22 protein-coding genes are annotated in these 21,820 nt (G+C 63.2%); 7 read left to right on the top strand and 15 right to left on the bottom strand.

What is annotated here, in order from left to right:
* Positions 1-58: 58 nt before the first annotated feature.
* Positions 59-433: a DUF2946 family protein gene (locus ABIB66_RS20790; protein ID WP_354255433.1), complete on the bottom strand. Its 375-nt coding sequence runs from the start codon at positions 431-433 to the stop codon at positions 59-61.
* 478 nt (positions 434-911) lie between these two features.
* Between ABIB66_RS20790 and ABIB66_RS20795 the strand changes: the two genes are divergently transcribed.
* The 4 genes from ABIB66_RS20795 (at position 912) to ABIB66_RS20810 (ending at position 5,025) form a co-directional block, all read left to right on the top strand.
* A complete protein-coding gene (locus ABIB66_RS20795; RefSeq protein ID WP_354209865.1) occupies positions 912-1,316 on the top strand; it encodes a globin in 405 nt (134 codons plus the stop codon).
* 142 nt (positions 1,317-1,458) lie between these two features.
* The gene (locus tag ABIB66_RS20800) at positions 1,459-2,475 is read left to right on the top strand and encodes a sugar ABC transporter substrate-binding protein (RefSeq protein WP_354255436.1); all 1,017 of its coding nucleotides are present in this window, start codon (positions 1,459-1,461) and stop codon (positions 2,473-2,475) included.
* Between the two features lie 6 nt (positions 2,476-2,481).
* Complete coding sequence (locus tag ABIB66_RS20805) at positions 2,482-3,984, top strand: sugar ABC transporter ATP-binding protein (RefSeq protein WP_354209866.1); 1,503 nt, start codon at positions 2,482-2,484, stop codon at positions 3,982-3,984.
* Positions 3,985-3,996: 12 nt separating this feature from the next.
* Entirely contained in the window at positions 3,997-5,025 is a 1,029-nt protein-coding gene (locus ABIB66_RS20810) for an ABC transporter permease (protein ID WP_354209867.1), read from the top strand.
* 325 nt (positions 5,026-5,350) lie between these two features.
* Here ABIB66_RS20810 and ABIB66_RS20815 read toward each other — a convergent pair whose 3' ends face one another.
* Together ABIB66_RS20815 and ABIB66_RS20820 are read right to left on the bottom strand one after the other, a co-directional pair.
* Positions 5,351-6,055, bottom strand: coding sequence for an L-2-amino-thiazoline-4-carboxylic acid hydrolase (locus ABIB66_RS20815; RefSeq protein WP_354209868.1), 705 nt, complete (start codon positions 6,053-6,055; stop codon positions 5,351-5,353).
* Between the two features lie 42 nt (positions 6,056-6,097).
* The gene (locus ABIB66_RS20820) at positions 6,098-6,490 is read right to left on the bottom strand and encodes a RidA family protein (RefSeq protein ID WP_354209869.1); all 393 of its coding nucleotides are present in this window, start codon (positions 6,488-6,490) and stop codon (positions 6,098-6,100) included.
* Positions 6,491-6,618: 128 nt separating this feature from the next.
* Between ABIB66_RS20820 and ABIB66_RS20825 the strand changes: the two genes are divergently transcribed.
* The 3 genes from ABIB66_RS20825 (at position 6,619) to ABIB66_RS20835 (ending at position 9,634) form a co-directional block, all read left to right on the top strand.
* Positions 6,619-7,236, top strand: coding sequence for a LysR family transcriptional regulator (locus ABIB66_RS20825; protein WP_354209870.1), 618 nt, complete (start codon positions 6,619-6,621; stop codon positions 7,234-7,236).
* Positions 7,237-7,679: 443 nt separating this feature from the next.
* Entirely contained in the window at positions 7,680-8,264 is a 585-nt protein-coding gene (locus ABIB66_RS20830) for a MarR family transcriptional regulator (protein WP_354209871.1), read from the top strand.
* A gap of 860 nt (positions 8,265-9,124) precedes the next feature.
* Entirely contained in the window at positions 9,125-9,634 is a 510-nt protein-coding gene (locus ABIB66_RS20835; RefSeq protein ID WP_354209872.1) for a hypothetical protein, read from the top strand.
* A 275-nt stretch (positions 9,635-9,909) separates the two neighbouring features.
* Here the strand turns inward: ABIB66_RS20835 and ABIB66_RS20840 are convergent, their stop codons facing one another.
* The 12 genes from ABIB66_RS20840 to nuoN all read right to left on the bottom strand — a co-directional run bounded on the left by ABIB66_RS20840 (position 9,910) and on the right by nuoN (position 21,813).
* Positions 9,910-10,953, bottom strand: coding sequence for an ABC transporter ATP-binding protein (locus ABIB66_RS20840; RefSeq protein ID WP_354209873.1), 1,044 nt, complete (start codon positions 10,951-10,953; stop codon positions 9,910-9,912).
* Positions 10,946-11,926, bottom strand: coding sequence for an ABC transporter ATP-binding protein (locus ABIB66_RS20845; RefSeq protein WP_354209874.1), 981 nt, complete (start codon positions 11,924-11,926; stop codon positions 10,946-10,948). Before ABIB66_RS20845 ends, ABIB66_RS20840 begins: the two co-directional genes overlap by 8 nt.
* A complete protein-coding gene (locus ABIB66_RS20850; RefSeq protein WP_007603580.1) occupies positions 11,923-12,744 on the bottom strand; it encodes an ABC transporter permease in 822 nt (273 codons plus the stop codon). The genes ABIB66_RS20845 and ABIB66_RS20850 overlap by 4 nt, the downstream gene beginning before the upstream one ends.
* Positions 12,741-13,664 (bottom strand): ABC transporter permease, encoded by a 924-nt coding sequence (locus ABIB66_RS20855; RefSeq protein ID WP_354255522.1) that lies wholly within the window; start codon positions 13,662-13,664, stop codon positions 12,741-12,743. Before ABIB66_RS20855 ends, ABIB66_RS20850 begins: the two co-directional genes overlap by 4 nt.
* Before the next feature lie 60 nt (positions 13,665-13,724).
* The gene (locus ABIB66_RS20860; protein ID WP_354209875.1) at positions 13,725-15,314 is read right to left on the bottom strand and encodes an ABC transporter substrate-binding protein; all 1,590 of its coding nucleotides are present in this window, start codon (positions 15,312-15,314) and stop codon (positions 13,725-13,727) included.
* Positions 15,315-15,447: 133 nt separating this feature from the next.
* On the bottom strand, positions 15,448-16,728 hold the full coding sequence (mtnK, locus tag ABIB66_RS20865; protein ID WP_354209876.1) for an S-methyl-5-thioribose kinase: 1,281 nt from the start codon (positions 16,726-16,728) through the stop codon (positions 15,448-15,450).
* A 35-nt stretch (positions 16,729-16,763) separates the two neighbouring features.
* Positions 16,764-17,111: a hypothetical protein gene (locus ABIB66_RS20870; protein ID WP_275171304.1), complete on the bottom strand. Its 348-nt coding sequence runs from the start codon at positions 17,109-17,111 to the stop codon at positions 16,764-16,766.
* Positions 17,112-17,141: 30 nt separating this feature from the next.
* Complete coding sequence (locus ABIB66_RS20875) at positions 17,142-17,417, bottom strand: DUF1467 family protein (protein ID WP_275171305.1); 276 nt, start codon at positions 17,415-17,417, stop codon at positions 17,142-17,144.
* Between the two features lie 9 nt (positions 17,418-17,426).
* Positions 17,427-17,831, bottom strand: a complete 405-nt coding sequence (gene mce / locus ABIB66_RS20880) for a methylmalonyl-CoA epimerase (RefSeq protein WP_007603572.1) — start codon at positions 17,829-17,831, stop codon at positions 17,427-17,429.
* A 67-nt stretch (positions 17,832-17,898) separates the two neighbouring features.
* A complete protein-coding gene (locus ABIB66_RS20885; protein ID WP_354209877.1) occupies positions 17,899-19,569 on the bottom strand; it encodes a ribonuclease J in 1,671 nt (556 codons plus the stop codon).
* Entirely contained in the window at positions 19,569-20,375 is an 807-nt protein-coding gene (locus ABIB66_RS20890) for a biotin--[acetyl-CoA-carboxylase] ligase (protein ID WP_354209878.1), read from the bottom strand. The genes ABIB66_RS20885 and ABIB66_RS20890 overlap by 1 nt, the downstream gene beginning before the upstream one ends.
* A gap of 1 nt (position 20,376) precedes the next feature.
* Positions 20,377-21,813, bottom strand: a complete 1,437-nt coding sequence (gene nuoN, locus ABIB66_RS20895; protein ID WP_354209879.1) for an NADH-quinone oxidoreductase subunit NuoN — start codon at positions 21,811-21,813, stop codon at positions 20,377-20,379.
* Positions 21,814-21,820 lie beyond the last annotated feature (7 nt).

Genomic DNA, 21,820 nt, shown 5'->3' on the forward strand with positions numbered 1-21,820 from the left:
CTCCGGCCATTCGACAGCATCAATCGCCTGCGGCGGACCGCGGCGATCACGAGAGTCGTCAGGAAAATTGAGGCGGGGCGCGTGCCTGGGCACTCGAGCCCTTATGGACGGCGGCGAGGGATGCCTCCGCCGCATGCCACACCATACGCTCGGCGTGGCGGAAAGGAACGGAAAGCGCGGCGTGCGGCGGCGAATCCAGCGACGCGCCCAATTGCGCCAAGCAACAGAGGGCACAGGCACCGGCATGTGCGACCGGCGTACCCGCCGGATCGTTCAGGCCGCCCTGCTCGCTCGCGCTGTGGCAGATGACGGCGGCGGAAAGCGGATCGGCCACGGCTTGGCCGGCCGCCAGACAGGCGGCAATCGGCGCCAGCACCTGCATCACCAAGGCGAGCAGGACCAGGGGTAGGAATTTTTGCAGCCGTGCGCGCATCCGCCGAACCATTCGTTCGTCTAGTAACTAAACACCGCGCCATGGCCGAGTCGAGCCCGGTTCCGGCGCCTTCTTGGTCCAGCGCAAAGTCCTTGGAAACTGGGGTCCGACTGCCCACGGGAGGGGACCTTCCGGCATTTAGGCAGTTCCGCACCCCTGCCCTATCCACAGATTTCTTATGTTTGTCATATGCTTACAAGGCCGAATGCCCGATCATTTCGTCAATTGCTCGAATTTTGAACATTCGTTGCCGAAAATGATGACAAGTGAGAAAAGTTGATCTAGCATCCGCTTGCTCAGGCTGGCCGCGAGGTCGAAGTCTGGTGGTCCAAGTCTCGGGAGGAGCCCCTGACGCGCAAAATGCAGCGTCGCCCCGCCAATCAAGATCAAATCTTAGAATCGGGGATAATAGGGTCGACACAATTTTCGAGCGGGGCTAGGGCCCCGCTCTTTTTTTGTCTGCGGGGCTGAAGCGCCGATGAATACTTCTTCCAATCCGATCGAACAGAGCTTTGAACTTGCAGCCTCGCGCTGCACGGATCTCACGCCACACGTTTATCAGCGGCTGTTCGAACAGCACCCCGAAACGCGGGCGATGTTCCGCACGCAAGGCAGCGAGCTCGTGATGGGCTCGATGCTGGCACTCACGATCGAGGCGATTCTCGACTTCGCCGGTGATCGCCGTGGGCAATTCCGGCTGATCGCATGCGAGGTCGAATCGCACGATGGCTACGGCACGCCGCGCGAGCTGTTCACCGCCTTCTTCGCCGTCATCAGGGATACGCTGCGCGATCTGCTGCGCGATGAATGGTCGCCGGGCATCGCGCAGGCCTGGGACCGACTGCTCATCGAGATCGACGCGTTCGCGGGCGTCCCGGCCTGACGCGCTTTGCGCTGCACCAACGCGGCTTGCGGCAATCTCGCGTTGATTGCAGATTGAGTGGCACCAACTCTTGTGAGACACTTTCGGACATCGGTCGCGCAATCAATGACGCGCCGAAGATAAATTTGTATGGGAGCGAGCGATGTCCGGGACGAAAGATTTCTCGACGACGAGGCGCGATCTTCTTCAGGCGGCAGCAACCGCCGGCGCCGCGACTGCCATCCTCGGCAGCATGGGCATAAACCCCGCCCTCGCAGCCGAGGTCGGACGAAGCGAGAAGCCGCTGAAGGCGGCGTTCTCCAACGCAGGCCTCCAGGCGACCTGGTGCGCGCAGGGCAAGCAGGCCGCGGAATTCTGGGGCAAGCTGTTCAATGTCGAGGTCACCTGGTTCGACGGCCAGCTCGATGCCGTGAAGCAGCGCGCGGCTATCGACAACATGGCCTCGCAGAAATGGGACTTCGTCGCGATCCAGGCATTCGGCATCGGCACCCTCACCCAGCCGGTGCAGAAGATGATCGATGCCGGCACGCCCGTGATCGACATGGACACGCTGATTGCGCCGCTAGACCAGATCAACGTCCACTCCTTCCTCGCCCCTGATAACGAGTTCATGGGCGCCTCCGTGACGCAGGCGCTGTGCAACGCCATGGGCGGCAAGGGCAAGATCATCATGACGCAAGGAGCCCTCGGCCACACCGGCGCGCAGGGCCGCGCCAAGGGCTTCAACAATGTCGTGAAGCAATTCCCCGGGATCGAGGTGCTCGACACCCAGCCGGCCGACTGGGACGTGTCGAAGACCGCTCGTCTCTGGGAAACCTACCTGACGAAATATCCGCAGATCGACGCGGCGTTCTTCCACAATGACGACATGGCGCTCGCCGCCGCCAATATCATGAAGGCGCGGGGCCGCACCAACATCCTGATCGGCGGCGTGGATGCGATGCCGCCGGCGATCCAGGCCGTCAGCGAAGGCCGCATGTTCGCCACCGTGCGCAATCCGTCCTGCCGGATTCATGGCGGCATCGCGGGCGTCTCCGCCGTGGTCGGCGGCGAAAAGAGCGGACAGGGCATTCCCAAGAACGTCGTCACCGACGGTCCGGTCGTCACCAAGGCCAACGCCGCCGGGATGCAGTGGATGCAGGATCACTTCCTGATCTGAGCCTCCATGCGAGAGGATCGTTCGCCCATTCTGGAACTGCAGGGCATCACGAAGAGCTTCGGCGGCGTCGAGGCGCTTCGTGGTGTCGACTTCGCGCTCTTGCCCGGCGAGATCCATGGTCTCGTCGGCGAGAATGGCGCGGGAAAAAGCACGCTGATGAAGATCATCGCCGGCGTGCACACCGAATTCTCCGGCCGCTTCCTGATCGAGGGACAGGAGACGCATTTCCGCTCGGCCCGCGACGCGCACAGCGCCGGCATCGCCATGGTACACCAGGAGCTGTCCGTCGCCCCCGACCTCACGGTCGCGGAGAACGTGTTTCTGGGCAACCAGCCGACCAACCGGCTCGGCCTGGTGCAATGGCGGCGGATGGCGCGTGAGGCCGGCGAGCAGCTCGCCCGCTTCGGCATCGACGTCGATCCGATGAGCCGGCTGGGTGACCTCCCGATCGGGCTCCAGCAGCTGATCGAGATCGCGCGCGTGCTGTTCTCCGGCGCGCGCATCGTCATCCTGGACGAGCCGACCTCCGCCCTCTCCCCGCCCGAGGTCGAGCGGCTGTTCGCGACGCTGCGGCGGCTGCGCGAGGAAGGCACGGCGATCGTCTTCATCTCGCATTTCATCGAGGACATCTTGCGCGTGTCCGACACGGTGACCGTGTTCCGCAACGGGCGGAAGGTCGCGGAGACAGCAAGTGCTGCGACCAGCAAGGGCGCGCTGATCGAGGCCATGATCGGCCGCGGCGGCGAAGCGCTCGAGCACAGCTATAGCGACGATCTGATGCTGCCGCGGCCAAGCGACAGCTCGGTGGTCCTGAAGGTCGACCAGCTGTCGCTGGCCCGCAGCCTGAAGGACATCTCCTTCGAGGCGCGCGCCGGCGAAGTGCTCGGCATCTACGGCTTCATGGGCTGCGGCCAGCAGGAATTGTCGCGCATCTTGTTCGGCAAGCTGAAGCCTGATGCCGGCACGCTCGCGGTCGAGGGCAAGCCAAAACACTTTGCCAGCACGGCTGCGGCGCGGCGCGCCGGCGTGGCGCTGGTGCCGGAGAGCCGGCGCGCGATGCTGTTTCACCAGGAGCCGGTCTACAAGAACATCTCGATCAGCATTCTCGATCGCATCTCGGCGCTGCTGCTCAAGCCGGCGCAGGAGCGCGACATCGCAAAGCGCCAGGTCGAGCAGCTCCAGATCAGGCCGCCGGTCGTCGGCCTCGATCTCGGCATGCTCTCCGGCGGCAATCAGCAGAAAGTCGCTCTGGCGAAATGGCTGACCTATCCGCCCAAGCTCCTCGTGCTGTGCGAGCCCACCCGCGGCATGGATGTCGGCGCCAAGAACGACGTCATCAACATCGTCCGCGATCTCCGCGCCAAAGGGCTCGCGATCATCGTGCTGTCGACCGAGCCGGAAACGGTGTTGTCGCTGGCCGACCGCATCCTCGTGCTCAAGCGCGGCGCATTGGTGCGCGAATTCAAGAACGAGCCGGTCAGCAAGGACCGCCTGCTGGAAGCGGCGTGACGGAGAAGCACCATGGTGAGCAGTGACACGGCTTTGGCGGCGGGGCAGCGAGCGCGAGGGCTTGCGCCGTTCCTGCGCTCGCAGATGCGCAACATCGCCCCGTTCCTGACACTGATCTTTCTCTCCGCCTTCTTTGCCCTCGCCAGCCCCTCCTTCGCGACGCTGGACAATCTCGGCAACATCCTGACGCAGGTGTCGGTCACAGGCATCATCGCCGTCGGCCTCACCTTCGTGATCCTCTGCGCGGAGATCGACCTTTCGATCGCCAGCATCGCCAACGTCACGGGCATCGCGGTCGCCTACTTCACGCTCCAGGAATCCTACGTCAGCATTCCCAACATTCCCCTGCCCGGCGCCGCGGCGATCCTGCTGGCCATTTTGCTTTGCGCGTTTCTCGGCCTCGTCAATGCGTTGGGGCTGACTGTGATCGGCATCCCCTCCTTCATCATGACGCTGGCGATGATGCAGATCGCGGCCGGCATCTCGGCGCTGCTGGTGCGCGGCCAGATCGCCTACAAGGTGCCCGGCGTGATCACCACGCTCGGGTCCGGATCGATCGGCGGCATCCCATGGATCGTCATCGTCGCCGCGATCATGCTGCTCGGCGGGCATCTGGTGCTGACCTACACCCGCTTCGGCCGCTACGTCTACATGGTCGGCGGCAACCGCGAGGCGGCCGAATATTCCGGCCTCAACGTCAAGCTCATCCTCGGCGCGGTGATGGTCATCTCGGCGGTGTGCTCCGGTATCGGCGGCATGCTCGGTGTCGCCCATTTCGGCAGCGCGCAGCAGAACGAGTTCGATACCTATCTGCTCGACTCCATCGCCGCCGTCGTGGTCGGCGGCACCAGCCTGTTCGGCGGCCGCGGCGGCATCGGCAACACCATCGTCGGGCTTTTCGTCCTCGGCGTTCTCAACAACGGCCTCGACCACGTCAACATCGACAGCTTCCTGAAGATCCTGATCCGCGGCCTGATCCTGCTGGCGGCGCTGGTGATCAACGTCTACGCGCAGCGGCTGAGGGAAAAGGCGGCGGAATAGCCGCCCTCAAAACAAAAAGAGCGAAAACAACCCCATGCACAGTAGACAGCGTGAGGGAATTCAACGAGTTACAAAAACCCGAAATTATGTAGACGTCACCGTGGCGGCGTTTGACTCGTCGGGCAAAACAGGCGCAGGATGTCATCGTGGCGGTCTACGCGGGTCGGCTCCGGACAGCGCCCCAACCTCCGTCATTGCGAGCACAGCGAAGCAATCCAGACTGCCGCCGCGGAACGATTCTGGATTGCTTCGCTGCGCTCGCAATGACGATGTGGCAGCAGGGGCAATCCAGGCTCACCTCAATCGCACAGCATGAGGGGGCCGCCTAACTCTCTGCCTTCTCATCCGACCCAAGCCGCGAGAACCGGAAATTGCAATGGCTCGCACCGCCCGCTAGCGTCTGTGTCCTCTCCAGGCGGATGCCTCGCGCTGCGTAGGCGACGAAATCGAGCCCGCAGATATTCGGCAGAATGTCCTTGTCGCCATGGCGCGCCGCGAGTTTGCAGAAGCCGCAAGCCTTGTAGTTGATGCCGAATTCAAAATTGTCACTCGTATCAGGCTCGACGAAATCGTAGACGAAATCTTCCGGAAATTCGGTCTGATGGCTTTCTGTCGCGCTTCTTGCCGCCTGCTCGCGCAGCAAAGCCTGGTTCTCCGGCGACATGAATTGACGCCCCGAGGCAAGACGCTCCGCTTCAGGCGCGGCTAGCAATTGTGCCTTGTAGGTTTCTCGCTCGATCTCGCCGATCACAGGCACTGGCACGCCGTGGCGTCGCAGCACCCGGCTGATGGCCATGAAGCCCATGAGGCGCATGAAGAAATCGCTCATGCGGCTCGCCGCGCCGCCGACATAGGGCATCTGGGTGATCACGATTTCGAATTCGTCCATCACCTCCCGCCTGATCCCGTCGATCTCGGAAAGCTGCGCGCGCTCGCGCAACATCGGTTCGGCCAAATCGAGCCGCTCGCGCATGGCGGCCTGCGTTGCACTGCGATGCGCTTCGTAAAACGGATGGATGATCTCAGCCATGGGGCACCTGATATGATTGGTTCATTGCAAAGTCGGCTGGTTTCACTCCGCGGCGATCGCCTCGATCTCCAGCAGCCATTTGCTGTCGACGGTCTCGACGATCACGACCGTCAGCGCGGGCTGGTGCTCGCCCAGCATCGCGCGACGAATGGAGCGGTTGGTCACGAGTTGATTGCGGTCGGTCAGGAACGTGGTGACCTTGACCAGATGCGCGACGCCAAGGCCGGCGGCGGCGAGCACCTCGATCAAATTGCGCCAGGCCTGTTCGCACTGCGCCTCAAAACCGTCAGGAACGGCGCCGTCGGACCTCTCGGGCACCTGGCCGCTGATGAACAACAGGCGTCGATGCTGCGTCAGTTCAAGTCCCATGCAGTAGCCGCCGGCGGCAGGATGGACCGTTGCGGGATTGTGGCTGACGATGTGAGCTGGCGGCATAGGGTTTCTCCGGATTGCGGATCGACCGTATCCGGCGCCATCACCGCTCCGCAAAGCATCATTGCTGCGGTTCAGCGCAAGAAAATCTATTGCAAGGCCACGGCCCATCAGTGTCAAAATGCAGCCCGATGAACTACATCCTTCCACCACTCAACGCGCTCCGCGCGTTCGAAGCCGCCGCGCGGCATCTCAGCTTCAAGCTGGCCGCACACGAGCTGCACGTGACCCCCGCCGCCGTGGGGCAGCAGGTCAAGGCGCTGGAGGCGCGCCTCGGCGTGCAGCTGTTCGAGCGGCTGCATAAGCAGCTCATCCTCACCGCCGCCGGTCAGGCGTATCTGCCCGGGGTCTCCGAAGGCTTTCGCCACATCGCGGAGGCGACCTCGCAATTGAGACCGACAGGTGCGGTGCTGCTGCAATTGGGCGTCCATGGCAGCTTCGACCTCCGCCGCCTCGATCTGGCAGCGTTTCGCAGCACGCATGCGGAGATCGGCTTGCGGGTGCTGCATCCGGCCGGCCTGCACGAATTGGTCGAAGGCAAGGTCGACCTGCTGATCGCCCGGGGGCTTGGCCACCATCCGGGCTATCGCTGCGACCGGATCGATGAGGGATCGGGTCTGGGTGATTGGCTGGTTGCGTCCGAAGGCACCGCGGATTGCCCCGAGGTCATCAGTTTTCGCGCGTGGTTGCGTGCGCTGCCGGCTGAGAACGCAAATCGCCGCCCTCGTCTGGTTGGTGTCAGACGATAGGCTTGAACGGCAATCCATAGCCTTGCCGGGGCCGCGTTTGATGGGTCGGGCGAAACAGGAGCACGAGCTCATCGTGGCGATGGTGCCGTCAGTGGCAGCTCCCCCTGAGGGAGTGGACGCAGGTCCGCTTTTGACCCCTAGCGGAATCACGATCCTAGATCGGCTTTGGACTCGGCCGCCGACGTGAACCTCTGGAAGAACTGACGGCCCGCGAGCACAAACGTCGTCAGGTTCATGTAAGGAATTAGCTCTCACTCGTCAGCAAGGCAGCGGTTGAGCGCAATTCTGCGCAAGTATTGCCCCACACAATCTAATCCAGATAGGCGCTCGCGGGCGCACAAGCGCTGATTGCAAGCCTTCGTATGTAGACGTCCGATTCTTTTCTTGATGCGTTGCGACCTCTGATCAGCGATATGTTGGGTTAGCATACGAGTGGGGCGCGGATGATCACGGCAGCGCGGGAAGCAGTCGACCTGCTAATTCAAGCCGCAGGCAGTTGGCAGTTTGACGACACTCTCAGCGGATTGCGTGATCGAGACTGGATGGCGCTGCGGTTTCTTGCGCGTGCAAACAGATTCTCGCGAACCCCTTCCGCATTGGCTCAGTTCGGCGGCACGACACGCGCCACCGCTTCTGAGACAGTCAAGCGTCTCGAAGGCAAAGGCTACCTTCAACGCCGAAGTTCCGATCAAGACAAGCGCTCGGTGATCCTTCATGTGACGCCGCGAGGAGAAAAACTCCTTTCAGGCGATCCCATCACACAGCTCGTCCATGCGATTGCTACGCTTGAACTTGGCGCAAACAATTTTCGCGATTTGCTTCGCCATATTTTGGAGCAACTCGACGCACGCCGGGATCGTCACCACGCGGACAATTGCAGAAAATGCATCTTTCTGACTCAAGCCCCCAAACTGGCGAGCAGAAGGACGCCTGACTACACGTGCAGATACTTTCGAGCGAATCTCAACGAAGCCGAAATAGATCTTCTATGCTTGAACTTCGAACGAAGAGAGAGCGGCACCTTCTAGTGCATCATCGAAGAGTATGCCGCACACCTCCGGGAATTGAGAAGCTCCGGCAGAAGATGCACTCCTGAAGGGACCGAGCCGACATTCCTGAGGGAGCGGTTTGCCTCAACAAATCTGGGAATTCTGCGGCCGACGAGCGAGCTTGGAACGACTTGCCGATTGCATTGTTTTCCCGTTACCCCGTTGCCAAGGGTGGCTGCCTTCCCCAAGGGGCAGCCTCAAGACAGCCCCAGCTTCACCGCCCTGAAGCTGGGGTTCCTTTTGCTCTCTCAATTGCCCGCGCCGGCCGACATTTCCTGAACGCGTCATCGAACGCGCTGGCCGAAGCCGCGACCCTGAGCGAGTGAATGCGTCCGTCAATCGGAACCTATGCCATCGGTAATACGCGGAATCGCCGGGCAGATTCACATGGTTTAATGTGCTCTCGCTGCCGCCTTTTTACCCTGTGCAAGTTGCCCAGTGGAGGCGTTGATGCAGGACTTGCGCACGATCCTTTTTGCTCAACGCTTAAACGAGCTCTCTTCCCAACTAGCAGAAGTCGAAGATCTCCGAGTTCAAGTCGAAGAAGCGGAGCGACGCGCGCTCGCTTGTGGCACGTCAGCGCTAAGGCACAAGGCAAGCGATCCTCATTCGGCAACTATTCGTCCCATCGGCCACTAAAAACAGGTCGGAACGCTTCACCGATTACCAAGTTTTCCCAATGCCCGACCGAAAGCGGGTAACGCAGTCGGGCCCCAGCTCTTCCCCATTGCCCGCCCCTGAGCTGGGGCTCGTTAAGCTGCAGTCCTGAGGGGAGTGGACGCGGGAGTGGCATTTTCGTAGCTTTCGCCACCGTGTAGCGAAAGATGTGATGAACCGGCATGGGCTTGAAAGCCTCTCCCATCCTTCCCTGGTCAAGAACTCTTTCCGACGGCGACTGCCCATTCGGCAGCGGGTACCCGGCGAAGAAATGCTGCTGGCTAACATTCAATCGTTGGAGGAAGCAGTCCTCTCAACTAACGCAGCGAGCGGAAACGGGTGTTTCAAACGAAAAATGCTATCTGCATCCGCTGGGTGGATGTTCAACCAAGATCACCCGAGAGCACTTTCTTTCGCGCAACATCCTGCAGCGACTAGCTGAAGGCAAGCTGTTGCGTTTGCAGAATGCCGGGCACTTATTTGGAGGGAAGGACAGAGGCGTGCCGGCGAAACGCAACTGCAATAGGTTTGCAGAGCCGGCTGCATCGGTCGTGAAGCTTGACGATGCTATCGGCTGTCGGTTGACGACCACCATGATCGAGGAATTGAAGCGCAAAAATCTCAGATCAACCTCGTCAGCGGCTGTTTCAGTGTCGGCAATGAAGCCTTGGCCCGTGTTCGGCGTGGTCTGATAGTAACCCGAAGCATGTGCGGCCGTGACGTTTAGATAGCGCCAGACACCGCTAACCTGATTGTACGTAACGGCGCCTACAATCGTGGTCGTGCCATCACCTTTCCACGTCGCAGTCGGCGGGGACGTCATGGCGCCGAGCACGGAATAGAGAGGTCTCACTATCCCAAGGAGTCTGAACAACGCCGTCATTCCGGCACAACGGCGAACTCATTATCGCTGAGGGACGAAGCAAGCAATGCGAATGCACCTGATCCGGAGCTTCGAGGCGCCCACTCAGGGTGGCGGTGATGGAGCGAAGCTCGCCGCAGCAATCTCCTCGCTTCGCCAACACCTCACCGCGTGCCCGTCCACCCGCGTCTCCAGCACCGGCCCCGGCTCGCTCCGACACACGGCCTCCGCATGCCGACACCGCGGGCTGAACGCGCATCCGTTCGGCGGATTGAGCGGGTTGGGAAGGTCGCCGCCTGTCGTCGCCAGCGGCGCATGGCGCAAGGGATCGGGGATGGCGGCGATCAGGGCTTGGGTGTAGGGGTGCGCCGGCCGTTCGAAAATCTCGCGCCAGTGGCCGTTCTCCACGATGCGGCCGAGATACATGACGGCGACCCTGTCGCTCATGTGTTCGACGACGCCGAGATCGTGGCTAATCATGATGTAGGAGAGACCGAGCGTTTCCTTCAATTCCAGCAGCAGATTGATGATCTGGGCGCGGATCGAGACATCGAGCGCCGAGACCGGTTCGTCGCAGATGACGATCTTGGGATTGAGGATCAGCGCGCGCGCAATGCCGATGCGCTGGCGCTGGCCGCCAGAGAATTCATGCGGATAGCGGTCGGCCTGCTCCGGCCGCAGGCCCACATGCCGCAGCATCTTCGCGACGCGGTCCTCGATCTCGCTCTTGGCCGTGACGCCATGCACACGCAGGGGATCTTCCAGCGTACGACGAACGGTCTGGCGCGGATTGAGCGAGGCGTAGGGATCCTGAAACACGATTTGCACGATGCGGGCCAGCGCCTTTCGATCGACGGATCGCCGGTTCGTCACGACCTGTCCGTCCAGCACGATGCGGCCGCGCGTCGGCGTCAGGAGACCGAGGATCGACAATGCGACCGTCGACTTGCCGGAGCCGGACTCGCCGACGAGGCCGAGGCATTCGCCGCGCTTCAAGGTGAGATCGACGCCGTCGACGGCACGGAGCAGCCGACGGCCGCGCCCCAGCAGGCCACCTCCGAGCGGAAAGTGGACCGCGAGATCCCTGACGCTGAGAATGACATCGTCGTCCGGCCGTGTCTCACCCAACCTGTCTTGCGGCTCATGCATGGTGGTGACACCTGACCAGACCGCCGGCGTCGAGCAAATCCGCTCCCGGCGCGGTGGTCCGGCAAATATCGGTCGCCTGCGCGCAACGCGGATTGAACCGGCAGCCGTCAGGGAAATTCGTGATGGCCGGGACCACACCGGCGATCTCCGTCAGCCGGGTGCGGCCAAGCGCGGCGCGACTGCCCAGCCGCGGCAGCGAGGCGACCAGGCCTCGCGTATAGGGGTGCGAGGGCGCCCGAAATATATCGGCCGAGCCGCGCTCCTCGACGATACGGCCGGCATACATCACGGCCACGCGGCGACAGACATTGGCGACCAGCCCCAGATCGTGGCTGATCATCAGGATTGCGGTCCCCCGCTCGGCGCATAAATTCCGCATCAGCTCGATGATCTCCGCCTGCACGGTGACGTCGAGTGCCGTGGTCGGCTCGTCGGCGATCAGGAGATCCGGACCGCAGGCGAGCGCGATGGCGATCATCACGCGCTGGCGCATGCCGCCGGAGAGCTGGTGCGGGTAGTCGTTGACGCGCCGCTCCGGCGCGGGAACGCGGACGCTCGCCAGCGCCTCGACCGCCAGTCTGTCGGCTTCCCGCCAGCTCTTGCCCTTGTGCAGCACGAACATTTCTGCGATCTGCCGGCCCACCGGCGAAACCGGGTTCAGCGCCGTCATCGGCTCCTGGAAGATCATGGCGATGCGATTGCCGCGCAGATCGCGTTGCCTGGCGGCTGAAAGGTGCTGGATCTCCCCCCCCTCAAACCGGATCACGCCGCCGCCGATCGACAAAGGCCGCCGCAACAGGCCGATCAAGGCGAGCGCCGTAATGCTCTTGCCGCAGCCGGATTCGCCGACGAGGCCGAAGGTCTCGCCGCGATCGATGCGGAACGAAATGCCCTCGGCCGCCGCAACGCGCCTCGAGCCATCGTCGAGATCGATGCGCAAATCCTCGACTTCGATCAGCGGCGCGCCCGTCATGTCCGCCGGCTCCGCGATTGGGGATCGAGAATGTCGCGCAAGCCATCGCCGAGCAGATTGAGGCCGAGCACCGTCAGGAAGATGGCAAGGCCGGGAAACACCGAGAGCCACGGCGCCGTCGTGATCTGGTCGCGGGCATCCGACAACATGCTGCCCCAGCTCGGAAACGGCGGGCGGACGCCGAGGCCGAGGAACGACAATGCGGCTTCGGACAAGACCGCGCTGCCCATGCCGAGCGTGCCGATGACGACGATCGGACCCAGCATGTTCGGCAGCAGCTGCGTGATCATGATGCGCAGATCGCCGTAGCCGAGCACGGTCGCGGCCTGCACATAGCCCTGGCTCCTCAGCGACAGCGCCGAGGCCCGCGCGATCCGGCACGTGAAGGACCAGTTGGTCAAGCCGAGTGCGATCAGCAGGCTGGTCAGGCCGGGACCAAGCACCGCCATGATGGCCAGCGCGAAGATCAGCGAGGGAATCGCGAGCATGAGATTGGTCAGGCCGTTGACGACATCGTCCCACCAGCCGCCCCAATAGCCGGCGCTCAGGCCCAGCGCCACGCCGATGACGCTGTTGATGAGCTGCGAGACGATGCCGACCGTCAGCGAAACGCGCGCGCCGTAGACGACGCGCGAATAGATGTCGCGGCCCTGGTCGTCGGTGCCGAACCACCAGGTCCAGCTCGGAGGCTCTTCCGCGTTGAGCAGATTGGCGTCCAGGACAGGATCGGTATGCGCCAGCCAGGGCGCGAGCAGGCCGACCAGGATCGCAAGCGCGAACAGCGCGCCACCGATGATGAGATTGGCGCGGAGCTTCATGCGTATCTGATCCTGGGATCGATCACGCCGTAGAGCACGTCGATCAGCAGATTGATCGCGAGAAAGGAGAGCACCACGACAAGAATGGAGCCCTGGACGGCCGGAATGTCGCGCTGCAGGACACTATCGACCAGCAGCGAGCCTATGCCCGGCCAGGAATACAGTTTCTCGACCACGACCGCCTGCCCCATCAGCGCACCGAACTGCAGGCCGACGGTGGTGAGAATGATGACGAGCGCGTTGCGCATCACATGCCATTTCACGACTCGGGTCTCGCTCATGCCCTTGGAGCGCGCGGTGCGGACAAAATCCGCGGTCATGATCTCGAGGACAGCGGCGCGTGTCGTCCGGGCGAACAGCGCCATCGGCGAGACGCCGAGCGTCACGGCCGGAAGGATCAAATATTTCAGTCCGCCATCGCCATAGCCGAAACTCGGCAGCCAGCCGAGCTTCAACGCAAACAAATACATCAGCACCAGTCCGAGCCAGAATTTAGCGATCGAAAGTCCCGATACCGCCACGACCATGGCCATCGTGTCGACGATGCCCCCCGGCTTCAGTGCGGCGATGAAACCCAGGGGAACACCGATCACGACGGAAAACGCCATGGCGGCGAAGATGGGCTGGAGCGTCGGCCATATCCGTTTGGCGATCATGAACGTTACCGGCTCGCGCGTCCGGAACGAGGTTCCGAAATCGCCGATCGCAAGCTTGGCGATGTAGGCGCCGAAGCGGATATAGACGGGATCGTCGAGCCCGAGCTGCTTCTTCATGCGCAACTCGACCTGCGGGTCGGCATCGTCGCTCATGGACGAGACGATGCTGCCGGGCACGACACTGAACAGCACGAACACCAGAGCCACCACGGCGAGCACGGTCGGGATGGTCTGCAGGAGGCGGCGGAACAGGAAGGAGAGCATCGGCACTTTTCCTCTCTCCCTCCGTCGTTCATGGCGACGGAGGGAGCGCGAGAGCGTGTGTCACTTCGCGGGCGAGGTCTCGTCGACCCAGAGGTCTTCGACGTTCTGATGGGTCAGCTCCGTCGCGTTGAGCTGAATTCCCTTCAGCCACGGCTGCACCGCCATGACCGCCTTGTTGTAGTTGAAGAACCAGACCGGCGCCTCTTCGTAGAGGAGCGCATTGGCCTTTTGCAGCAGCTGGGTACGCTTCGCAGCGTCATCGGACTGCCCGGCCTCGTCGACCAGCTTGTCGAACTCGGCATTTTTGAAGTTCATGTAGTTGCAGGCGGATTGCGGCGTCGATGAGTGGAAGCATTTGAGGGCGGCCTGGGGATCGGGTCCGGTCGCCTGGGAGTAGATGAAGGCTTGGTAGTCGCCGCTGCGAACCACTTCCGCCAACACCGCGGTCTCGACCTGCTTGACCTTCGCCTTGATGCCCACCCTGTCCAGCATGGGGATCACGGCCGAGACGATCGGCAAGCCCCAGCTCTCGTTCTGGCTGGTGGTCCATTCGAATTCGAAGCCTGAGGGATAGCCGGCGTCGGCGAGCAGCTGCTTGGCCTTGGCGGGATCGAAGGCGTAGGGCTTCATGGTTTTGTCGTAGAGAGGAGAGGTCAGCGGCAGCCAGCTGGTGGCGCGATAGGCCTTGCCCTTGACCAGCTTGTTGATGATCAGGTCGGTGTCGATCGCGTAATTGATCGCCTGCCGGACCCGCTTGTCGGCGAACGGCTTGAACGCGGGATTCATCCCCATGTAGCGGGTGAAGACCTCGGCGACTTCGACCACGGCGCCCTTGAGGTCGGCGTCGTTCTGATAGGCGACATATTGCGCCGGCCCCAGTACCGAGGTGTCGATCTCCTTGTTGCGGAAGGCGACATCGCGTGCCGCGGCCTCGCCCATGACCGACACGATGATCTTGTCGGCGTAGGGCTTGCCGGGCTTGTAGAACCGGTCCCACCGCTCCAGAACGATGCGCGATCCCGGCACGTGCTCGACGAATTTGAAGGGCCCAAGACCGATCGGCTTCTGGAGAAAGCTCTCCTTGGCGGCTTCGTCGGCGGGATAGATCGACGTGATCGCATTCCAGAAGTAGAAACCCGGATCGACTTTCTCGGTCAGCTTCATCTCGATCGTGAAGTCATCGATTTTCTTCAGGCCCGAGATCTCCTTGGCCTGGCCCTTCTCGACCGCCGCCGCGCCCTCGATCACGCGGACATAGCGCGCGCCGGGATAAGCCTTGGTGCCGTCCATGATGCGGTTGTAGGTCCAGATGACGTCGTCGGCCGTCATCTTGCGACCGTTGTGGAAATAGGCGTCGTCGCGCAGCTTGAAGGTGTGAACGAGACCTCCGCCCGAGACGACGTCTTCCTTGGCGAGCTCCAGGACCGGCTTGCCTTCGGCGGAATTCCAAATGTAGAGCGACCGGTGCAGCGCCTTTGCGTAGATCTCGTCCTGGGCGCGCTGCGTCGTATGAATGTCCAAGCTTGTAAAGCTCGACCCATAAGGCGCGGTCATGCGGATGGTTCCGCCCTTGCGCGGGGTCTGGGCCTCCGCCGTGGCGGCCAGTGCCAGCCCCAGACCCGCGACGATCGCCACTATCCTGAACATCATGGTCCCTCCGACAACGCAAGCCGTGCTCCGGTCCGGGAGTTGACCATCCACGGCAGGTCGAGCGCAAGCGCCTTGAAGGGGTTGACGTATGCGAGCGTCGCGCGCGGGCACCGCCGATTTGTGCGGAAGCCGGCTAGAACTCCGGCTGCCAATCGCGCAATTTTCGCGCTGCAGCGGTGACGTCCGCCATGGTCGGAAACGCCCCCGTCTCCAACATCATCATCCTTGCCAGCCTCACGGCGCGTGCTTCGCTGATCGCGCGCCGGCGCGGATCCTCGATCAGCTCGAAGTCGATGTTGTGAGCGAGGCCGAAGATACGGCGGATGGTTTTTGCCGCGGCGAAGCCGATCGTGTCCGCGAACAGCCGCTGCATGTAGGCCTGCCGCTCGGCCTCCAGGCGTGCTGCGCCTTTGTCGCCGGCAAAGAGTGAGGCGGGATAGGCATCGCCTGCGGCGCCAGCGCTCCACAGGTCGAGGAACTTGCGGGCGAACGCGTCCCAGACCTGCTCGACCGTCTCCAGCACCCAGCCCTCGAACGCACGCCGTTCGCCCGACGAGCGTTCGTGGCCGGCGGAGGCAAAATAGGCCATCAGGAGGTTGGCCAGCACGGCGCCGACATCGAAACCCATCGGGCCGTAGAATGCGAATTCGGGGTCGATCACCCGCGTCTCGCCGTCCGTCACCATGATCGAGCCGGTGTGAAGGTCGCCGTGGACCAGCGCCTCGGGGCTCGCCATGAACTTCAGCTTCAGCCGGGAGATCGCGACATGCAGGTCCATATCCTCTCGCAGCTCTGCGGCGAGCGCATCGAGATACGGCGTGGTCCAGCGGTTCTGCTCGGCGATGCGGTAGGGATCGGTGAAGATCAGATCCTCGGTGATCTTGCACAGCGCATGGTTGCCGGCGAAGGCCGCGATGCCTTGCTTCTTCTCGGCCGCCGACAGCGCGAGGTCGGAGGTGAAGAACAGGGTCCGCGCCATGAAGGTGGTGATGTCATCGACAAAGCGCGGATATTGCGAGCCCGCAACCATCCCCTTGCGCATGATGATGTGGGGCTCGAGCAGCTCCATCACCGTCAGCGCCAAGGCCTCATTGTGATGCAGCAGCGCCGGCACGAGGCCGGGCGCGAGCTCGGCCTGCCGCGACAGGGCAAGATATTCGTAGTGAGCCCGGGACAGCGGCAGCGGCCAGCTCGCGCCGACGAGGCGGACATAGGGCAGCGCCTGCTTCACGGCGACGCCGCCCTGGCCGCCTTTTACGATGAAGACGAGATTGAGATTGCCGTCGCCGACTTCGGTGATCGACCAGGAGGCCGGCTCGCTCCCGAGAAGCGCCTTGAGGTCTGCAACGCTTGCGAGATAATCCCGCAACGCCGCCTCATGCAGAATCCGGTAGTCCCCCTGCCCCTGCGTCATGACGATCCCATCCCATGCTTGGCATGGCCGGATCGTTACTCCCGCTCCAGGAAGCTCGAGCCGATCTCGGCCTTTCTTTTGATCGGATCGTAATCACAATAGACGCTGTCCGCCACCAGCGTGTAGCTGGCGCTGACGGTGTATTTGTCCGTTTTGACCGAGTTCAGGCCGATCACCGAGGTGCTCTTGCCGCCGTTCCACTTGAACGGCGTCGAGCTCTTGGCCTGCTCGCAGGCGATCACGGCCTCGTTGAAGACGTAGCCCTCGACGAACGCCTTCAGGGTGCGCACCTGCACGGCCATCTTCCACTCGAAATAGCCGATGGCACCGAGGCCGGCGACGATCAGCACCAGAAGCGCCACGACGATCCTCTGAAAAGTCATTGGTCCCCCAACAAAGCCAATCAAAAATTCTTAAAACGGCATGCCCATCAATTTCGACAGGCGCTCGATCGACAAATAGCCGGCGTGATAGGCGACCATGGCGATCCCATAGATGATCGCGGAGATGATGGTGGTCCAGATCAGCTTGCCTCCCATCCGCGTCAGGATCGGCGCGCCGGGGTCGCTGCCCGGCACTCCGACACCGTCCTCGTGCTGGCTGCGCACGCCGAACGGCAGCGTCAGGAACAGCGCGACCCACCAGATGACGAAATAAATTGCGATTGCGGTTGAGATCTGGATGGCCATGGCTTCGGCCTATGCCTGCTCGATTTCGACCAGCGCGCCGGAAAAGTCCTTCGGGTGCAGGAATAGCACCGGCTTGCCGTGGGCGCCGATCTTCGGCACGCCGTCGCCGAGCACCCTTGCGCCCTCCTTCACCAGCGTATCGCGCGAGGCGATGATGTCGACCACCTCGTAGCAGACGTGATGGATGCCGCCGTCGGCGTTGCGGTCGAGGAACTTTGCGATCGGCGAGGCCTCGCCGAGCGGCTCGATGAATTCGATCTTGGTGTTGGGCAGCGTCGCGAACACGGTGGTGACGCCGTGCTCGGGCAGCGCGACGGCCTCAGATATCTGGGCCCCGAATGCGGCGCCATAGATTTTGGCGGCCTTGACGGCGTCCTTGGTCGCGATCGCGACATGGTTGAGCCGGCCCAGCATGTTTCTTCTCCCCTAGGGCATGATCCGGAAAAGTGTGAAGCGGTTTTCCAGAAAGATCATGCCCAAATTAGACTGTCAGCACATGTACCAGACAGGGGGGCTTCTTACCCCAATGTTCGTTGATCACGGAGCGGACAGCGCGTCGCACCGACTCCGCCAGCGCATCCGCGTCGCGACGGCGCGCCTTCGGCAGGCCTTCGATGGTGGAGACCACGGCGTCGAAGACGATGTCGTCGAAGGGCTCGCCCGCTTTGTTCTTCTCAGGGATACCGATCAGATCGACCTCGGGATCGTCGACGAGTTCGCCTTGCTGCGTCATGGCGATGGCGACGAAGGCGCAGCCGGAGAAGGCCATGCGGCGCCGCTCGACCACTGCGCGGGACTTGGAGTCCTCCAGAATCGTGCCGTCCTTGTAGAGGCGGCCCGCAGGCACCTGCCCAATGATGCCGGGATCGCCGGGGCCGAGCTTGACGAGATCGCCGTTGCGGCAGACCAGCACGCGCGGCACGCCGGCGGCACGCGCGAGCTTGGCGTGCTCATTGAGGTGCAGGGCCTCGCCATGGACGGGGATCAGGAGCTGCGGCCGGGTCCAGGCGATCATGTCGCGCAATTCGTCGCGGCGGGGATGGCCGGAGACATGGACCAGCTGGTCGCGGTCGGTGATGACCTCCACCCCCTGCAGAACCAGGCCATTGATGATCGCGCCGACCGCCTTCTCGTTGCCGGGAATGGTGCGTGAGGAGAAGATCACGCTGTCGCCGCGGTTGAGCGTGATCTCGGGATGGTCGTCATTGGCGATGCGCGCCAGCGCGGCACGCGGCTCGCCCTGGCTGCCGGTGCAGAGCGCCAGCACCTTGTCCTGCGGCAGATGGCCGTAGACGTCCGGGGAGCGGAAACTCTGCACGCCATCGAGATAGCCGGTCTCGCGCGCGACCTGCACGACGCGTTCCATGGCGCGGCCGACCACGACGACCTCACGGTCGGCGGCCTTCGCGGCGATGGCGACGGCCTTGAGGCGCGCGACGTTGGAGGCAAAGGTCGTGACCGCAACGCGGCCCTTGGCGGCCTTGACGAGCTCGGTGATGGACCTGGCAACCTCGGCTTCCGAGGGTGAGCGGCCGTCGCGCACGGCGTTGGTGGAATCGCCGATCAGGGCGAGCAGACCCGCATCGCCGAGCTCCCGCAGCCGCTTTTCGTCGGTGGGGCGGCCGATGATCGGAGTCGGATCGATCTTCCAGTCGCCGGTGTGCAGCACCGTGCCGACTTCGGTGTGAATCGCCAGCGCATGCGACTCCGGAATCGAATGCGCGACCGGGATGAACTCGACATTGAACGGACCGATATCGACGCGCCCGCCCGACGGCACCACCGTCACCGGGATCTTCGGCGCATTGCGCTCGGCGGCGCACTTGGCCTCGAACAGCGCCGCGCTGAACTGCGTCGCGTAGATCGGGCATTTCAGCTTCGGCCACAGGTCGATGATCGCACCGAAATGGTCCTCATGGGCGTGGGTCAGCACCAGCCCCATCAGGTTCTTCCGTTCCTTCTCCAGGAAGCTGACGTCCGGCATGATCAGGTCGATGCCCGGCAGATGCTCCTCGTCGCCGAAGGAGACGCCGAGATCGATTGCCAGCCAGGCACGCTGCTGGCGGTTGCCGAGGCCGTAGATCGACAAATTCATGCCGATCTCGCCGACGCCGCCGAGCGGTGCAAATACCAGTTCCTCAGGCTTCGCCATCACGCAGCTCCCACGGAGGCGGCCGTGCCGAAGAACACCTCGCCCGCGGCCACCGGCACGCGCCGGCCCTCCGCGGTGCGGACGATCAGGCAGCCGGTGTCGTCGATCGTGTCAAAAATGCCTTCCAGCGTCATCACTCCCGTGTGGATCGCGACCCGCTCGCCGAGGCCGGCGGCGCGCTCCAGCCACAACCTGCGAATTTCGGCAAAGCCGCGGCCATTGTCCCAGATACCGCGGAATTCCACCCACGCGTCCGAGAGCGCCGAGAACAGCTCTTCCGCACTGATCTGGACGCCGAGCGCGGCGAGCGACACCGCCGGCGTCGGCGTGCCCTCGGGCGCGGCGACGACATTGGTGCCGATGCCGACGACGATGGCAAGGCGGTCGCCAATGGCTTCGGCCTCCAGACCGATACCGACCAGCTTCTTGCCGCCGGCCAGCACGTCGTTCGGCCATTTCAGGGCGTAGTGGGGACGGCCCTCACCGAGGCGCAGTGCCGCCTCCAGGCTGACCTTCTCCAGGGCGGCCTCCTCGGCCAGCCCGGCCGCAAAGCCGATCGTCGCGGCCACGGAAGGCGCGACATCAACGACTTCGAGGACGCTGGCGGCAAGGTTACCCTTTGGTGCGATCCAGGCGCGCTGACGGCGGCCACGACCGGCGGTCTGCTCCGACGTCACGAACCACATCGGGCCGCGTTCGCCGCGCCTCGCGTGCTCGATCGCCTCGGTGTTGGTCGAGCCGGTCCGTTCGAAAGCTGCGAGCTTGTAGCCCGCCGACGCCGCACGAGGACCGAGCGCGAATGCCATCCTAGAACAGCGACTTTGCCGCGGCGGAGGCGACGCTCACCACCGGGCCAGCGAACAGTGCGAAGAGGATGTTGAACAGGCCCGCGACCGCCAGCACCGTCTTGACTTCGACGCGCACCGGATCGACCTGCCCGGCCGGCTCGTCGAAATACATCGTCTTGACGATGCTGAGATAGTAGTAGGCGCCGACCACGCTGGTCAGCACGCCGATGACGGCGAGCGTGAACAAATTCGCCTTGATGGCGGCGACGAAGACGTACCATTTGGCGAAGAAGCCGGCGAGCGGCGGGATTCCGGCGAGCGAGAACAGCAGCATCGCGAACATAAAGGCGAGCAGCGGATTGGTCCGCGAGAGACCTGCGAAATCGCTGATCTGCTCGACCGGCTGGCCGTTGCGCTTCATCGCAAGGATGATGGCGAAGGAGCCCAGCGTCATCGCGACATAGATCACGATGTACATCAAGACGCCCTGCGCGCCCTCGACCGTGCCCGCCGCGAGGCCGACCAGGGCAAACCCCATATGGCCGATCGAGGAATAGGCCATCAGGCGCTTGATGTTGCTCTGGCCGATCGCGGCGAACGAACCCAGCGCCATCGAGGCGATCGACACGAACACCAGGATCTGCTGCCACTGCGAGACGATGCCGGGGAATGCGGTCAGCGTGACGCGGGTGAAGACCGCGAGCGCGGCCACTTTCGGCGCCGAGGCGAAGAAGGCTGTCACGGGCGTCGGTGCGCCCTCGTAGACGTCAGGCGTCCACATGTGGAACGGCACGGCCGAGACCTTGAAGCAGAGGCCGGCGAGCAGGAACACGAGACCGAACACCAGGCCGACATTCGAGATCGTCGCGGCCGCCGCGATGCCGGTGAAGCTGACCGTACCGGTGAAGCCGTAGATCAGCGAGGAGCCGTAGAGCAGCATGCCCGACGACAGCGCGCCGAGCACGAAGTACTTCAGGCCGGCTTCGGTCGACTTGGCGTTGTCACGGTTCGAGGCCGCCACGACGTAGAGCGCGAGCGACATCAATTCGAGGCCGAGATAGAGCGAGATCAGATCGCCGGCCGAGATCAGCACCATCATGCCGAGGGTCGAGAGCAGCACCAGGATCGCGTATTCGAAGATACGGCGCGACGGATCCGAGAGGAACTCGGTCGACAGCACCAGCGTCACCGCCGAACCGATCAGGGCCAGGATCTTCATAAAGCGGGCAAAATCATCGACGATGAAGCTGCCGCCGAAGGTCACGTGCTTGCCCGCGGGCAGCATGTATTCGAGCGCGCCGACCACGATCAGGAGCAGCACCGCAAGCGTCGTGACCGTCTTGGTGGTCTCCTGCCCGCGATAGGCGCCGAGCATCAGGAGTGCCATGGCTCCCACCGCGAGCACGAGCTCGGGCAGCACCGGCGCCAGTTGATAACCTGCAGTCTCAAAGCTCATGGCGATA

Origin of the sequence: Bradyrhizobium sp. F1.13.3 (assembly GCF_040548265.1) — a bacterium.
Classification (GTDB): domain Bacteria; phylum Pseudomonadota; class Alphaproteobacteria; order Rhizobiales; family Xanthobacteraceae; genus Bradyrhizobium.

Coding starts and splice junctions, on each gene's coding strand:
- nuoN (WP_354209879.1), bottom strand. CDS start 21,813: ATGAGCTTTGAGACTGCAGGTTATCAACTGGCGCCGGTGCTGCCCGAG.
- ABIB66_RS20820 (WP_354209869.1), bottom strand. CDS start 6,490: ATGCCGCCAGCTCACATCGTCAGCCACAATCCCGCAACGGTCCATCCT.
- ABIB66_RS20800 (WP_354255436.1), top strand. CDS start 1,459: ATGTCCGGGACGAAAGATTTCTCGACGACGAGGCGCGATCTTCTTCAG.
- ABIB66_RS20840 (WP_354209873.1), bottom strand. CDS start 10,953: ATGCATGAGCCGCAAGACAGGTTGGGTGAGACACGGCCGGACGACGAT.
- ABIB66_RS20790 (WP_354255433.1), bottom strand. CDS start 433: ATGCGCGCACGGCTGCAAAAATTCCTACCCCTGGTCCTGCTCGCCTTG.
- ABIB66_RS20875 (WP_275171305.1), bottom strand. CDS start 17,417: ATGGCCATCCAGATCTCAACCGCAATCGCAATTTATTTCGTCATCTGG.
- ABIB66_RS20810 (WP_354209867.1), top strand. CDS start 3,997: ATGGTGAGCAGTGACACGGCTTTGGCGGCGGGGCAGCGAGCGCGAGGG.
- ABIB66_RS20870 (WP_275171304.1), bottom strand. CDS start 17,111: ATGACTTTTCAGAGGATCGTCGTGGCGCTTCTGGTGCTGATCGTCGCC.
- ABIB66_RS20795 (WP_354209865.1), top strand. CDS start 912: ATGAATACTTCTTCCAATCCGATCGAACAGAGCTTTGAACTTGCAGCC.
- ABIB66_RS20860 (WP_354209875.1), bottom strand. CDS start 15,314: ATGATGTTCAGGATAGTGGCGATCGTCGCGGGTCTGGGGCTGGCACTG.
- ABIB66_RS20815 (WP_354209868.1), bottom strand. CDS start 6,055: ATGGCTGAGATCATCCATCCGTTTTACGAAGCGCATCGCAGTGCAACG.
- mtnK (WP_354209876.1), bottom strand. CDS start 16,728: ATGACGCAGGGGCAGGGGGACTACCGGATTCTGCATGAGGCGGCGTTG.
- ABIB66_RS20830 (WP_354209871.1), top strand. CDS start 7,680: ATGATCACGGCAGCGCGGGAAGCAGTCGACCTGCTAATTCAAGCCGCA.
- ABIB66_RS20805 (WP_354209866.1), top strand. CDS start 2,482: ATGCGAGAGGATCGTTCGCCCATTCTGGAACTGCAGGGCATCACGAAG.
- ABIB66_RS20855 (WP_354255522.1), bottom strand. CDS start 13,664: ATGCTCTCCTTCCTGTTCCGCCGCCTCCTGCAGACCATCCCGACCGTG.
- ABIB66_RS20835 (WP_354209872.1), top strand. CDS start 9,125: ATGGGCTTGAAAGCCTCTCCCATCCTTCCCTGGTCAAGAACTCTTTCC.
- ABIB66_RS20825 (WP_354209870.1), top strand. CDS start 6,619: ATGAACTACATCCTTCCACCACTCAACGCGCTCCGCGCGTTCGAAGCC.
- ABIB66_RS20850 (WP_007603580.1), bottom strand. CDS start 12,744: ATGAAGCTCCGCGCCAATCTCATCATCGGTGGCGCGCTGTTCGCGCTT.
- ABIB66_RS20890 (WP_354209878.1), bottom strand. CDS start 20,375: ATGGCATTCGCGCTCGGTCCTCGTGCGGCGTCGGCGGGCTACAAGCTC.
- ABIB66_RS20885 (WP_354209877.1), bottom strand. CDS start 19,569: ATGGCGAAGCCTGAGGAACTGGTATTTGCACCGCTCGGCGGCGTCGGC.
- ABIB66_RS20845 (WP_354209874.1), bottom strand. CDS start 11,926: ATGACGGGCGCGCCGCTGATCGAAGTCGAGGATTTGCGCATCGATCTC.
- mce (WP_007603572.1), bottom strand. CDS start 17,831: ATGCTGGGCCGGCTCAACCATGTCGCGATCGCGACCAAGGACGCCGTC.